This is a genomic window from Saccharopolyspora hordei (assembly GCF_013410345.1).
GTDB lineage: Bacteria > Actinomycetota > Actinomycetes > Mycobacteriales > Pseudonocardiaceae > Saccharopolyspora > Saccharopolyspora hordei.
Map to the genome: position 1 here is coordinate 5478859 of NZ_JACCFJ010000001.1, position 13872 is coordinate 5492730.

General features: G+C 69.0%; 13 protein-coding genes and 1 pseudogene. 5 read left to right on the forward strand and 9 right to left on the reverse strand.

Annotated features, from left to right (window positions below; translation table 11 throughout):
* Nucleotides 1-117: 117 nt before the first annotated feature.
* Nucleotides 118-1428 carry an MFS transporter gene (locus HNR68_RS24975; protein WP_179724158.1) on the reverse strand — a complete coding sequence of 437 codons (1311 nt, stop codon included), beginning with the start codon at nt 1426-1428 and terminating at the stop codon, nt 118-120.
* Nucleotides 1429-1617: 189 nt separating this feature from the next.
* Here HNR68_RS24975 and HNR68_RS27520 point away from each other — a divergent pair, with 189 nt between their 5' ends.
* From HNR68_RS27520 to HNR68_RS24990, 3 genes are all read left to right on the forward strand, one after another.
* The gene (locus tag HNR68_RS27520; protein WP_179724159.1) at nt 1618-2439 is read left to right on the forward strand and encodes a PaaX family transcriptional regulator C-terminal domain-containing protein; all 822 of its coding nucleotides are present in this window, start codon (nt 1618-1620) and stop codon (nt 2437-2439) included.
* A gap of 327 nt (nt 2440-2766) precedes the next feature.
* Nucleotides 2767-4212 carry an aldehyde dehydrogenase family protein gene (locus tag HNR68_RS24985; RefSeq protein ID WP_179724160.1) on the forward strand — a complete coding sequence of 482 codons (1446 nt, stop codon included), beginning with the start codon at nt 2767-2769 and terminating at the stop codon, nt 4210-4212.
* Nucleotides 4213-4286: 74 nt separating this feature from the next.
* Complete coding sequence (locus tag HNR68_RS24990; protein ID WP_179724161.1) at nt 4287-5393, forward strand: NAD(P)-dependent alcohol dehydrogenase; 1107 nt, start codon at nt 4287-4289, stop codon at nt 5391-5393.
* Here HNR68_RS24990 and HNR68_RS24995 read toward each other — a convergent pair.
* From HNR68_RS24995 to HNR68_RS25020, 8 genes and pseudogenes are all read right to left on the reverse strand, one after another.
* Nucleotides 5383-6423, reverse strand: coding sequence for a 3,4-dihydroxy-2-butanone-4-phosphate synthase (locus HNR68_RS24995; protein ID WP_179724162.1), 1041 nt, complete (start codon nt 6421-6423; stop codon nt 5383-5385). The two genes, HNR68_RS24990 and HNR68_RS24995, sit on opposite strands and share 11 nt — an antisense overlap.
* A 37-nt stretch (nt 6424-6460) precedes the next feature.
* Nucleotides 6461-6955 carry a flavin reductase family protein gene (locus HNR68_RS25000; RefSeq protein WP_179724163.1) on the reverse strand — a complete coding sequence of 165 codons (495 nt, stop codon included), beginning with the start codon at nt 6953-6955 and terminating at the stop codon, nt 6461-6463.
* A 59-nt stretch (nt 6956-7014) separates the two neighbouring features.
* Nucleotides 7015-7218 (reverse strand): transposase, encoded by a 204-nt coding sequence (locus HNR68_RS27720; protein WP_425502925.1) that lies wholly within the window; start codon nt 7216-7218, stop codon nt 7015-7017.
* A pseudogene (locus HNR68_RS27725) lies at nt 7136-7474 on the reverse strand (transposase); the annotation flags it as partial. The pseudogene HNR68_RS27725 and the gene HNR68_RS27720, both read right to left, overlap by 83 nt.
* A complete protein-coding gene (locus tag HNR68_RS27730) occupies nt 7471-7830 on the reverse strand; it encodes a transposase (protein WP_029723004.1) in 360 nt (119 codons plus the stop codon). The pseudogene HNR68_RS27725 and the gene HNR68_RS27730, both read right to left, overlap by 4 nt.
* A 188-nt stretch (nt 7831-8018) precedes the next feature.
* The gene (locus tag HNR68_RS25010) at nt 8019-9719 is read right to left on the reverse strand and encodes a sigma-54-dependent Fis family transcriptional regulator (RefSeq protein WP_179724164.1); all 1701 of its coding nucleotides are present in this window, start codon (nt 9717-9719) and stop codon (nt 8019-8021) included.
* A 103-nt stretch (nt 9720-9822) separates the two neighbouring features.
* On the reverse strand, nt 9823-11001 hold the full coding sequence (locus tag HNR68_RS25015) for an LLM class flavin-dependent oxidoreductase (protein WP_218888420.1): 1179 nt from the start codon (nt 10999-11001) through the stop codon (nt 9823-9825).
* Nucleotides 11002-11070: 69 nt separating this feature from the next.
* The gene (locus tag HNR68_RS25020; RefSeq protein ID WP_218888421.1) at nt 11071-12609 is read right to left on the reverse strand and encodes an NAD-dependent succinate-semialdehyde dehydrogenase; all 1539 of its coding nucleotides are present in this window, start codon (nt 12607-12609) and stop codon (nt 11071-11073) included.
* 109 nt (nt 12610-12718) lie between these two features.
* Here HNR68_RS25020 and HNR68_RS25025 point away from each other — a divergent pair, with 109 nt between their 5' ends.
* Both HNR68_RS25025 and HNR68_RS25030 read left to right on the forward strand, forming a co-directional pair.
* Complete coding sequence (locus HNR68_RS25025) at nt 12719-13501, forward strand: acetoin reductase (RefSeq protein ID WP_179724167.1); 783 nt, start codon at nt 12719-12721, stop codon at nt 13499-13501.
* Nucleotides 13498-13851 (forward strand): VOC family protein, encoded by a 354-nt coding sequence (locus HNR68_RS25030; protein ID WP_343050399.1) that lies wholly within the window; start codon nt 13498-13500, stop codon nt 13849-13851. The genes HNR68_RS25025 and HNR68_RS25030 overlap by 4 nt, the downstream gene beginning before the upstream one ends.
* The last annotated feature ends 21 nt before the right edge of the window (nt 13852-13872 follow it).

Here is a 13872-nt window from a genome sequence, read left to right on the forward strand (position 1 = left end):
TGAGGGCATCGATTGGCCACATTATGTGCCATTTGTTTCACGACCGTCAACACTGTGACACGTATTTTTCGGATGGCCGCGGCGCCAGCCCGCGCCCGCAGCGGGCCGGCGCCGGACTCATGCGGCCTGTTCGGCCCGTGTCCGCAATCCTGCCCCGGATGCGGCGCCACGGCTCGGCAGCAGCAGCACGACCAGCGCGCCCACGGCGGCGGGAATCGCGAAGGCGTAGAAGTTCCACGCGGCATTCACCCCGGAGGACATCAGGATGCCGCCGAACGTGGGGCCGATGATGGCTCCGATGCGACCGATTCCCAGCGTCCACCCGAGCGCGGTGGCGCGGACCTCCGCCGGGAAGTGCATGGCCACGTAGGCGTTGACCAGGATCTGCGTGCCGACGGTCCCGAACCCGGCCACGGCCACCAGCGCGTACATGACAGGTGCCGAACTCGGCACGCTGAGCAGGTAGATCGACACGGATGCCGCGAGGAACGCCGCCAGCGTCACCGGGCGCATGCCGATGCGGTCACCGATCGGCGCCACCAGGATCGTGCCCACGATCGCCCCGGCGTTGAGCACCACCAGGAACAGCAGCGAACTCGACAACGGGTACCCGGCGGACTTCATGATCTGCGGCAGCCACGTGTTGAGCCCGTAGACCAGCAGCAGCCCGAGGAAGCTGGTCAGCGCGAACAGGATCGCGGGCACCACGTACCGTCTGCCGAGCAGCGTGCGCACCCCGGAGCGCCCCGGCTCCCGCTGGCCACCAGCCTGCGGCAGCGCCACGCCCAGGCGCTCGGCGGTGCGCGCCGCCTCGGCGTCGCGCCCCTTGGCGACCAGGAACGCCAGGGACTCGGGCAGGGCGCGCATGAGTACCGGAACCAGCAGCAGCGGCACCGCGCCGATCCAGTACATCAGCCGGAAGCCATACGTGGGCATCAGGCTCAGCGCGAGCACGGCCGCCAGCACACCGCCGACCGAGTAACCGGAGAACATCAGGGCATTGTTCAGGCTCCGCCGGTGCGGAGCCGAGTACTCCGCGGTCAGCGCGATCGCGGTGGGCATCACGCCACCCAGGCCCAGACCGGCCAGCAGCCGGAACACGCCGAACAAGGTCGCGTCGGGAGCCAGGGCGCAGCCCACCATCGCCAACGAGAAACCGGTGACGCCGAACAGCAGCACCTTACGCCTGCCGACCAGGTCGGTGACCGCGCCCGCGATCAGCGCCCCGGCGAGCATGCCCACCAGGGCGTAGCTGCCGATCGCGCCCGCAGACGCGGGCGTGAGACCCCACGCGTCGTGCTGCAGCAGTGCCGGCAGCGTGGCGCCGTAGACGATGAGGTCGTAACCGTCGAAGACGATCACGGAGAAGCACAGGCACAGCACCGAGAGCTCGGTGCGACGGGTGCCCGGCGGGGATTGCGGCGTCATTGCCTTCTCCAACCTGTCGGGATTGTCCGGAGGGGATGGCGCCGAGTATGTTTCGCTTATCGCACGCCCGTCAATAAACTGGCACTAATGAATCGAATCCGGCTCGCTGCCCGCGCACCGCGCGCGAATCGAGGACGGTCGTACTGTGAGATAGTCGGCCCGCCGGGCTGACCAGCAGGAGGAGGAGCGGTGAGACCGAGGTCGATCGTGTTTGACCTGTTCGGCGACTACGTGCGCTACCGAGGCGGTGCCGCTCGTCTGCGGACGCTGAGCGAGCTCATGTCCTGCTTCGACGTCGGCGAGAGCACCGTGCGCGTGGTCCTGGCCCGGCTGCGCAAGGAGGGTTGGTTCGACTCCTGGCGCGAGGGCCGCGAAACCGTGTACGGGCTCAACGACAAGAGCCTGCACCTGCTCGACGAAGGGCGCTCGCGCATCTTCGACCGGGTCCGCAGCGAGTGGGACCGGCACTGGTACATGGTCATCTACTCGGTGCCGGAGTCCGACCGCGGCGTGCGCGACCGGGTCCGCAAGGAGCTGGCCTGGCTCGGATTCGGCCCGTTGGCCCCGTCGACCTACGTGTGCCCGCACGACCGCCTGCAGCAGGTGCGCGAAAGCCTCGCCGACGAGCCGGCGCTGCGGCTGGACACCTTGCGCTGCCAGTCCGGCGGACTGCCGGTCGACCGCGAGATGGCAGCCCGCTGCTGGGACCTCGATGAGCTCAACGAGGACTACCGGGAACTGCTGCGGACCTACCGCAAGCGCATGCCCGCCTACCGGGCGGGGCGACTCAGCCCGCAGGACGCATTGGTGGAACGCATGCAGTTGACCTATGACTACCGAAAGTTCCCCTTCCGCGACCCGGACCTGCCCACCGAGCTGCTGCCCGCCGGCTGGCTCGGGCGCGAGGCCCACGACCTGTTCCTGGAAGCCCACGACCTGCTGCGCGGGCCCGCCGAAAAGTTCTACGACTCCATCGCGGAAGCCCGCGCCGCTCAAGCTCGCGGAGCCTGACGCACCGTTTTCACCTGCGCCGCGGCGACCCCCGAACGGACGGTTCGCCGCGGCGCTTCTTCGCACGCGCAGCACGCCCCACGAGGTGACCGACCGCAGGGCCAGAGCTTCAACCCGATTGGGTACATCCTATCGACGACCGTGTGTGTATTGACACATCCACGGGCGGTCTGCATGCTTACAGCGCGTTCTACTTCCGAACCCCGCCGCACAGGCGTTCGGTCCGACCCGCCGCCTGGACTGCTGCCACGCGGAACCGCCACATCGGCGCCGCATCACCGCGGGGATTCCCCAAAGGTCAACACGCTTCGAACAAAGGAGTTCCTGATGAGTTCGACCGCCACACCGCGCGTGGGGCACCTGATCGGCGGCGAGACGTCCGCGGCCGACGTGCGCGCCGTGCACGACCCGGGCAAGCTCGACGAGGTCGTCGCCGAGGTCGCCGTGGGAACCGCCGACGACGTCGACCGCGCCGTCCGCACCGCGCACGCCGCGTTCGCCGGCTGGAGCGCCACCCCCGTCGCCGAGCGCGTGCAGAAGGTCTTCCAGGCCGCCGACGTGCTGGCCGCCAGCGCCGAAGAGCTGGCGCCGCAACTGGTCCGCGAGCACGGCGGCGTCCTCTGGGAAGCCCAGACCGACTTCGGCCTGGGCACCGGGATCCTCCAGCACACCGCCAGCCTCGCCGAGGAGTTCTTCACCCCGGTCACCTTCGACGACGAGCAGAGCACCATCAGCGTGGAGAAGGTGCCGCGCGGTGTGGCCGCGGCGATCGTGCCGTGGAACATGCCGGTCGTGCTGACCATGATGAAGCTGGCTCCGGCGCTGACCACTGGCAACACTCTCGTGCTCAAGCCCTCCCCGTTCGCTCCCGCCGCGCTGACCCTGGCGCTGCAGAAGATGGCCGAGGTGTTCCCGCCCGGTGTCATCAACGTGGTGCACGGCGAGGGCGACGTGGGCGCCGCGCTGTGCTCACACCCGCTGGTGCGCAAGGTCGGCTTCACCGGCGGCACCGAGACCGCGCAGAAGGTCATCGGCGCGACCGCGGACACCATCAAGAACGTCACGCTCGAGCTGGGCGGCAACGACCCGGCGATCGTGCTCGACGACGCCGACATCGACGCCACGCTCGACCGCATGCTCAAGGGCGTCTACACCCGCACCGGGCAGATCTGCTTCGCGGTCAAGCGAATCTACCTGCCCCGCTCGATCTACCAGCGCTTCGCCGACGCGATGTGCCAGCGAGTCGACGAATACGCCGTCGGCCACGGCCTCGACCCCGAGTCCAGTTTCGGGCCGCTCAACAACGAAGCCCAGTACAAGAAGGTCCTCGACCTGCTGGACAAGACCCGCAACTCCTCGGCCAACCTGGTCGAGCTGGGCCGCAAGGTCGATCCGTCCACGTGGGACAACGGCTACTACGTGCTTCCGCACGTCGTGCGCGACACCGAGCACACCGCACCGATCTCCTGCCAGGAGCAGTTCGGCCCGGTCGTGCCGCTGATCGCCTACGATGATGAGCAGCAGGTCGTCGACTGGGCCAACGACTCCGACTACGGCCTCGGCTCGTCGGTGTGGACCAGCAACCCCGACCGCGGCTTCGCGATGGCCCGCCGCATCCACGCGGGCAGCACCTTCATCAACACGCACTCCTTCGAATCGCTCGACCCGCGGATGCCCTTCGGCGGCATCAAGCAGAGCGGCATCGGCCGCGAGTTCGGCGCTGCGGGCATGACGGCCTACGTCGAGGAACACTCGATCCATCACCTGAAGTAGTCCCAGCCCGGTGCCGGGGGACGCCCAGCTCTCCCCCGGCACCGTCCCCATCGCGTCGGCACGAGGAACACATCATGACCACGATCACCGCTGCGGTCGCGCGCGAGCACGAAGCACCGCTGAGCATCGAAGAACTGCAACTGGATTCGCTCCGGGCCAACGAGGTCCGGGTCAAGATGGTCGCGACCGGCATCTGCCACACCGACGCGATCGTCCGCGACGGCGTCTACCCCACTCCCCTGCCCGCCGTGCTGGGGCACGAGGGCGCCGGCGTCGTGGAAGAGGTCGGCGAGGCCGTCACCACCGTGCGCCCGGGCGACCACGTGGTGCTCTCCGCCGCCTACTGCACGCACTGCAACGAGTGCCGCGCCGGGCGGATGGCCTACTGCGAGAACCTCTTCGCCGAGAACTTCGGCGGCCGTCGTCCCGACGGCACCACCGCGCTGACCGCGCCCGACGGCTCGGCGGTGTCCTCGCACTTCTTCGGGCAGTCTGCGTTCGGCGCCCGCGCCAACGTCGTGGAGAGCAGCGTGATCCGCGTCGATCCCGAAGCTCCGCTGGAAAAGCTGGCGCCGCTGGGCTGCGGCATGCAGACCGGTGCCGGTGCGATCCTCAACGAGCTGCGCCCGCCGGCCGGCTCGTCGGTGGCGGTGTGCGGAGCCGGCGCCGTCGGACTGGCCGCGATCATGGCCGCCCGCGTCGCCGGGTGCACCACCATCGTCGCGGTGGACGTGCACGACAACCGCCTGGAGCTGGCCACCGAGCTCGGCGCCACCCACACCATCAACAACCGCAACGGCGACCTGACCGAAATGCTGCTGACGGCCACCGGCAACAAGGGCCTCAACTACGTCCTGGACACCACCGCCATGCCCGCGGTGCTCGCCTCCGCCGCGAACGCGCTGTCGGTGCGCGGCACGCTCGCGCTGGTCGGCGCCGCCAAGCCGGGCACAGAGGTGCCGTTTGAGATCGGCGCCTCGCTGGTCAAGGGCTGGACGTTCAAGACCATCGTGCAGGGAAGCTCGGTGCCCCAGGTGTTCATCCCCAGGCTCGTGGAGCTGTGGGAGCAGGGCCGCTTCCCCTTCGACAAGCTCATCCGCACCTACAAGCTCGACGACATCAACACCGCGTTCGAGGACTCGGAATCCGGCAACACCGTCAAGCCCGTGGTCATCTACTGACCGCGCCCGATCCGACGGCCGTTCCCGCTCGGGGACGGCCGTCGCGGTGTTCCGGAATCAGCTGGAACGAGCGGATGTTCAGGTCGGAGAGGATCCCAATGGCCGCGTCCACATCGGACTCGAAGGAGTCGGCGTCCTGCTCGGTGCAGGTCGAAGGCGGGCTCGCCTGCCTCAGATTCAGCACGACTCCCCGGCCTCGTGCCGCGATGGCCAGTATGGCCGCGTCCGTCTGGCGTCCGCACGGGCACGCCTGCGGGCCGAGGGCCTCGCGGGCCAGGCAGGGGCGGCGCAGGTGCACCGGCACGTCGACGCCGTCCTCCGGCGTTCCGGCCAGCAACGCGGTGTGGACCTCGCCGGACGGCGTGGTGTAGTCGAGGGTGTCGAAGCGGCCGTAGGCGGTGGTCACCGACGAACGCCTGCCGCGCCGGAGTCCGGGAGCGCAGCGTCGGCGATAGGCCACGAGGTCACCGATCGACAGCAGCGCCAGGCCGTGCTCGGCGGCGAACAGCCCGGCCTCGTCCGGGCCGGAGATGCCCAGCGGGTCCTCGGCCGACACGAGTTCGCAGAAGGCGCCCGCAGGAGCCGAACCGGCCAGTTCGGCGAGGTCGGAGGTGGCCTGCACAGTGCTGTCGTCCAGCAGAACTCCGCCCTCGCGTGCCAGCACCGGGACCACGTGTCCGGGACGGGTGAACAGCTCGGGCGTGCTCGACGGGTCCGCCAGGGCGGCGATGGTGGCGGCCCGGTCGGCGGCGGAGATCCCGGTGCCGTGGCCGTCGAGATCCACCGTCACGCGGTGGATCTCGTCGCTGCCGTACATCGGAGGCAGATCCAGCCGGTCGCACGTCTCGGCGCGCAGGGCGACGCGGACGAAACCCGACGTGTGCCGGACGGTGAAGGCCAGCAGACTCGTGGTCGCGTGACCGGCCGCGAACGCCAGCACGCCGTGCCCGTCGCGATCGACGAGCACCACCGGTTCTCCCGCCGCCACCGCGGACAGCGCGGATTCAGCGCGTCCAGTGTCGGTTCCCATGTCGCCCACCGTCATCTCCTCCTGCTCGCAAGATCTCTCAGACCTCCGCCAAGCGGCGGAAGCGGCTGCCGTGGAACACCAACGGCGGGTTGTCAGGTGCGGCGCACAGCGCGTGGATCTCCAAGAGCGCGATCATGTGGTCGCCAGCAGGGACTTCCTCGTACAGCGAGCAGTCCAGCCAGGCACTGGCGTCGTGCACGAACAGCGCGCCGTCGGAGCTTGCCTCCCAGTGCAGGTCGGCGAAGCGGTCTCCGCCCTTGCTCGCCAGGCTTCGGCAGGCCGCGTCCTGGCTCTGCGCGAGCACGCTCAGCCCTAGTCGTGCGCGCGAGCGCAACCGCGGCCAGGTCGTCGAGGTGTTCTGCACGCACACCGAGACCAGCGGCGGTTCGACGGACACGGTGGTGAACGAGCTCGCAGCCATCCCGGCCGGGACGCCGTCGATGAGCGCGCACACAGCCGTCACACCCGACGGGTAGCATCCGAAAACGCCGCGCAGGTGCTCTCCACTGCTCACCGGCTGCAGGTCGATCATCCCGAGGCTCCTTTCGCTCCGAGAGCGGATTGGCTCGAATACGACGTTAAGAGCGTGTCTCACTTGGCTTGTTTGAGCTTCTTGAAGCAGGTCAGTGCGGCGGCGAGGGCGAGGAAGCCTTTGAAGGCATCGGCGCGGCGTTCGTAGCGGATGGTCAGGCGTCGGTAACCGGCCAGCCAGGCGATGCTGCGTTCGACGACCCAGCGGTGGCGGCCCAGTTTCTGGCTGGTCTCGATGCCGATGCGAGCCAGGCGGGGCGACAATTCCCCGTCGCTGCAACCAGACTCGGCGTTCGGCACTGTTGTATGCCTTGTCGCCGTGCAGCTTGCCGGGCTTGCGGCGGCGAGGTCCGCGGCGGGACCGGATCGCGGGGATGGCGTTGACCAAGGGCTTGACAGCGAACCCGTCCGGGGTGTTGGCCGCGGAAATGCCGGTGGCCAGGGGCAGTCCGCCCCGGTCGGTGAGCACATGCAGCTTCGAGCCCGGCTTGCCTCGGTCGACCGGATTCGGTCCGGTCATAGCGCCCCCCTTTTCGCCCGCACCGCGGCGGCATCCACCACGGCCCGGGACCAGTCGATCAGCCCTTGACTGCCCAGCTCGTCGAGCACCCCCCGGTGGATCCGGGCCCACAATCCGGCCTCGGTCCATCGCAGAAACCATCGATGCGCGGTGGGCACTTTCACCCCGAACGACGGCGGTAACCACCGCCAGGCACACCCGCTGGTGAGCACATACACGATCGCGGTGAACACCTTGCGTGCATCCGCCGGTGCCCGCCCACCACCCTGCGGGCGCTCTCCAGCCTGTGGAATCAGCGGCTCGACCAGCTCCCAGAGCTCGTCGGGAACCAACCGCTGTGACAACGCATCAACCACAGACGATGATCTTGCCCTGAACACCGATCAAGATCCAAACGAGACACGCTCTAAGCCCACCGAGCACTTCCCAGATGTTTTCAAAATCGGTCACTCCGATACCGGCGGCGAGACATCGCATTTCTCCTCACGCGAGCGCAATTATCCACCGCAACAATCGGTTTCGCGGCGGGAGAAAGCGTATTGCTTCAGCGCAGGCGGTATTCGCGCATCTTCCGGTACAACGAGGAACGGGAAATGCCCAGCTTCGCCGCGGCCGCCGCCTTGTTGCCATCGCATTCGCGCAGTGCCGCGGCGATGGCGTCGGCCTCCGCGGCCTGGATGGCCGTCAACCGCGCGCGGGCGGCTTCTTGCGACCAGCGGGGCGGCAGGTCCTTCACCCCAATCACCGGCCGGTTCTGCCGACTCAGCCACCTCCGGAACTCCTCGAGTTGGCGGTGGTTGCCAGGCCAGGGGTGACTCTTGGCCTGTTCGACCGCCTCGGCCGACAGGCTCGGCATCCCCGGGCCCTGGTCGACGACCCTGCGCAGCACGTCGGCCGGCCGCTTGCGCAGCGGCGGCACCTCGAACGGCTCGGAGGTGAACCGGTCCAGCAGCGCCCGGACGGCCGGTTCCACATCCGCATCCCCGCACGGCGTCCACGTCCCGGCCACCACGAGCCCGCTGCGGTCGCGCGGAATCCGGTCCAGCATGCCGCCGAGGGCACGGCACATCAAAGTGCCCAGAGCCTCCAGGTGCGACAGCAGCACCACGTCCTGCTCGCCGTCATCGTCGAGCAACGCCGATCGCGCCATCGCCAGCCACCGCTCCGCGCCGACCTCGTGCGCGGCCGCGCAGTCCAGCTCCTTCACCGATCCATCGAAAGCTTCACGCACGAGAGCCCGCTTGCCCACACCGACTTCGCCTGTGACCAGCACCCGGTCACTCCCAGCCGCATTGGTGCGCAGCAGCTCCGGCAGCTCCGACCACACCGGGGTCGTGCCGGAGTCGACCTCGGCAGCCGGCCGCCGCCCGGTGCGCTGCGGCTCGTCGGACTCGGCGACGATGACCAAGCCCATCACCGAATCGGCGTACCCGATCGTGCGCCACCGCACCTGCCCGGTCACCTGGGAGTCGTCCAACCGCACATCGGTGCCGTCCCGGCAACCGCTCTCCACCTGGTTCCACAGCGCGCGGTGGTCGATCGGCAGCTGCGCACCCGCCCGGTTGGCGATCACCACGTCCTCGTTGACCGCGATGACCGCGTTGCGGTTGCCACGCCGTTCGGCGAGGAAGTGCTGCAGGAGTTCGCGCTCGCGCAGCGTGCTGTCGCTGTAGAGCTGCTCCTCCACCTCACGAACGAGTTTGAGCAGGGTGGGCCCCATCAGCGGGCTGGCGTGCTCGACGAGGCTGGTCACGCTGAGCACTCCGGCGACCCGGCGGGTGACCGGATGCCTGATCGGCGCTCCGGCGCAGGTGAACGGATGCAGGGCCTCGCTGAAGTGCTCCTCGCCGTTGATCATGATGGGTTTGACGGTCTCCAGCGCCGTGCCGAGACCGTTGGTGCCCATGAACTCCTCGTTCCACCGGGTTCCGACCACGGCGGAGCGACGGTCCAGCAGCGCCTTGAGCCTGCTGTTCTCCGTCCAGCGCCACAGCATCGTGCCGTCGGGGGCGCTGAGCAGCAGACTCGTGTTCGCGCCGATCAGCACGTCGGCCATCGCGCTGAGCACCGGAATCGCGACTCGCGCGATCTTGCAGTCCCGGGTCGCCTCACCGGGCACGATCGTGACGTCATCGGGATTGACCCCGCTCATCTGAGAGCGGCGCCAGGACTCGACGATTTCCGGGCGGGCGATGCTCGCGCGCTCGCCTCCGCCCTCCAGCCATTCGCGATCCTCGTTGATCATGGAACTCGGCCTTCGTCCGGGGCCAGCTCGTGGGGACGCGGCGACGTCCCCACGGGCTCAGCCTAACTGCCAACCGCCTCGAAACCCACGGTTGAAACGCGGATCAGCTCGCGGCGACCCTCTCCTTGGCGTGCCGGTCGGTGGCCTCCTGGATGGCCGCACCGGAGCGCTTGTCCAGCTCGTCCCAGCGCGAGATGCCGTAGTCGCGCGCCGCTTCCAGCCGCCCGGTGGCGCGCTGGAACCGCGGTTTGACGTGGTTGGCGAACAGTTCGTAGCTCTTCATCGTTGCCTCGTGTCGCGCCCATTCGTGGTGGATGAGCAGGTAAGACCCGAACCCACCGGACTGTTTGACCAGGCGTTCGATCTGCGCGATCGCGTCGTCAACGGTGCCAATGACGCCCAGACCGCTCTCGTTCACCCACTCCACGCGCTCCTCGAACGTGGTGCCCGCGGCGCGGAAGTGCGGTGCGGCGAGCACGTGCTGGGTGTAGTCGCACCACGCGTCCAGGCCGTAGCGCACGTCCTCGATGGCCTGCTCGCGCGTCTCGGCGAGGTGCATCGGACCGCACAGCCGCCAGCCGGCGCGGCTGGGGGTGTGACCGAACTGCGGCGCCCGCTCCTCCATGACGTCCCAGTGCAGCGCGAGAGCGTCGAAACCTCCCTTGGCGGTGGCGCCCACCGACAGCAGGTCGATGCCGTTCTTCGCGGCGGTCCGCGGCCCCGTGGGCGAAGCGATCGCGGCGACGGCGACGTCGAAGTCGCTGTAGGGCTCGTACTGGGTGCGCGCGTCGACCAGGTTGTAGCGGTTGGTCTTGGCGTTGACGGTCTCGCCGCGCAGCAGCGCCATCAGGACGTCCACGTCCTCCTCGAGCGCGGTGCGCTGCTCCTCCGGCCCGATACCGATCATCGTCGCGTCGGTGGGCAGCGCACCCGGCCCGAGGCCCAGCATGAATCGGCCGCGCAGCAGCCGGTCGGCGAACAGCGCGCGGTCGGCCACCCACAGCGGATTGTGGTAGGGCAGCGACACGACGCCGGTACCGAGCTTGATGTGGCGGGTCTGCGGCGCGGCGTAGGTGATGAACATGAACGGGTCCGGGATCAGTTCGTGCCCGCACGAGTGGTGTTCGCCGATCCAGGCCTCGTCGAATCCCAGCTTGTCCATGTGCTTGATGACGTCGAGGTCCCGCTCGTACGCCGCGGTCGGGTCCTGCCCGACCGGGCAGTGGAACGGGGCCATGAACGTTCCGAACTTCAGCGTCATGTCAGCTCCCTTGCTGGTCATGCGGGGTTTTGTTGCGATGCGCTTGAGCGCTTGAGATCACTGTCACACGGGGTCGCGTTGGTCGGGTGTTCATTTCTGGGACACTCTGCTGACGGCCTTGACGTGCTGGAACTCGTGCATCCCCTCGAGGCCGCCGTCGCTGCCGTAGCCGCTGTCCTTGATGCCGCTCAGCGGGGTGTCGCGGTGCACGATCGTGCCGGTGTTGACGCCGATGGTTCCCGCCTCGACCGCCGACACCAGCCGCCGCGCCCTGTCTTCAGATCGGGTGAAGACGTACGCGGCGAGCCCCACCGGGAGCCGGTTGGCCTCGGCGATGGCGTTCTCGTCGGTGTCGTAGGGGTTGATGACCGCAACCGGACCGAAAGGTTCCTCATTCATCACCGCGGCCTCCGTCGGCGCACCCGTCAGCACGGTCGGCTCCACGAACCAACCCGGACCCGACTGTGCGCTGCCACCGGTGCGCAGCGTCGCGCCTGCGGCTACCGACCGTTCGACGATGTCCAGGAGCCCCGTTCGCCGTCGCTCCACGGCGAGCGGTCCCATGCGGCTGCCCGTGTCCAGTCCCGGCCCGACCGGCAGTTCGGTGGACAGGCGCGCGAAGTGGTCGACGAACTCCTCGTAGACGCTCCGCTGCACCAGGAATCGCGTCGGTGAGATGCACACTTGCCCGGAGTTGCGGTACTTCGTGGTCGCCAGCACCTGCGCTGCGGCGGCGACGTCGACGTCCTCGGTGACGATCACCGGCGCGTGCCCGCCGAGTTCCAGCGTGACGCGGGTGAGCGCCCCGGCGGCCAACCGCGCGATCTCGCGACCGACCGGCGTGGATCCGGTGAAGCTCACCGTCCGGATCGACGGGTGCTCGACGAGCTCGCGGGAGAGGCGCACCGGATCGCCGTTGACGACGTTGAGGACCCCGTCGGGCATGCCGGCCTCGGCCAGCGCTCGCGCGACGGCCAGGAAGGACGCCGGGGTCTCGGGTGGTGGCTTGACCACGGCGGTGCACCCAACCGCGAACGCCGCGGCGAGCTTGCGCGCCGCCAGCGACGCGGGGAAGTTCCACGGGGTCAGGATCGCCACCGGTCCGATGGCCACGCGCTCCACCGCCACGTCGCCACCGCTGACCGAGCCCGGCTCCATCCGGGCGGTGGGCCGCTCGGCCTGTTCGGCGTACCAGCGGAACAGCTCGATGATCGAGGTCATCTCGGCGCGCGATTCGGCGAGGGTCTTGCCGTGTTCGAGCGTCATCGTCCGCGCATCGGCCTCGATCGTGCGCTCCAACGAATCCGCTGCGCCCAGCAGCACCTCCGCCCGCTCTCGCGCGGGTTGTCGGGACCACTCGCCGAAGGTGCGCTGCGCAGCCGTGATGGCGGCTTCGACTTGTCGGTCGCTGGCTCCGGGCGCTCTGCCGATGCGGCCTCCGGTGGCGGGGTCGACCACGTCCGGATAGTTCTCGTCGTCGGCCTCCCCTGAAACCCACGACCCGTCGATGAGCAGCTTCGGCGGTGGGTACTCCGCGCCTGGCGTCGTTCCGGTGCGTGTCACTGGCTCCCTCTTTTCGTGCCCTCGTTGGGGTTTGAGGTTCCGGAGGGTATGCGCGGTGCGAGACACCGGTCCCGGTGAAGCCGCGAGTGTGTGTCAAGAACGAACACTTCGGGAGTTGCGGCCTGGGACACACTCCCCGGAGAGCACCCACCTCAACGATGAGCGGAGGAGCCCCATGAGCGATATCCAAGGGTCGACGGACTTGGTCACTGGTGCGGCGCAGGGAATCGGCAGGGCGATCGCGCTTCGACTCGCCTCGGACGGCGCGGACGTGGCGTTGGTGGACCTCAACGAGGACAAGCTCGGCGTAGTGGCCGATGAAGTCGCCGCGCTGGGGCGCAAGGCGATCTCGATCGGTGCCGATGTCAGCGACCGCGACCAGGTGCACGCCGCCGTCGAGCGGGCTGATCGCGACCTCGGGACGCTGCGCACCGTGGTCAACAACGCCGGGATCGTGCAGGTCAAACCGATCTCCGAAGCCACGCCAGCGGACTTGGATGCGATCGTCGGCGTCAACGTCGCCGGCGTGGTGTGGGGTATCCAGGCGGCGGCCAAGACGTTCGTGGAACACGGCACGAAGGGCGCGATCATCAACGCCTCGTCGATCGCCGGGCACGACGGGTTCGCCCTGTTGAGCTTGTACTCGGCGACGAAGTTCGCGGTCCGCGCGCTCACCCAGGCGGCGGCCAAGGAACTCGCACCTCACCACATCACCGTCAACGCTTACTGCCCGGGCGTGGTCGACACCGACATGTGGATCACGGTCGACCGGGAGATGGCCAAGCACACCGGAGCCGAGCCCGGCGCTACCTACGCGCAGTACGTCGACGGGATCGCTCTGGGACGCGCCGAGACCCCGCAGGACGTGGCCGGGTTCGTCTCCTACCTCGCCGGTCCCGATGCTCGGTACATGACCGGGCAGGCACCGCTGATCGACGGCGGGCTGGTGTACCGGTGACCGCCGGAGCGGGTCGGGTGCGCAACGTGCTGCATCCGGTCGCCGACGTCGCAGCCGCGACCGCCTTCTACGCCGACACTCTGGGTTTCGGTGCGAAGTTCACCGACGGCACGCGGTACGCGGCGCTCGACGCGGGCGACGTGACGCTGGCCCTGGCCGGCCCGGGTGAGGACATCACCGATGGGGTGGCCGCTGCCTCGGTCAAGGTCGCCGACGTCGAGGCCACCGTCGCCGTCTTCACCCGCGCGGGCGGGACGCTGGTGCGGCCGCCGGAACCAGGACCGCACGAAACCCGAGCGGTGCTGCGCGATCCGTGGGGCAACACCCTCATCGCCTACGCGCCGCGCTGACCAACCACGAGCCCCCAACAC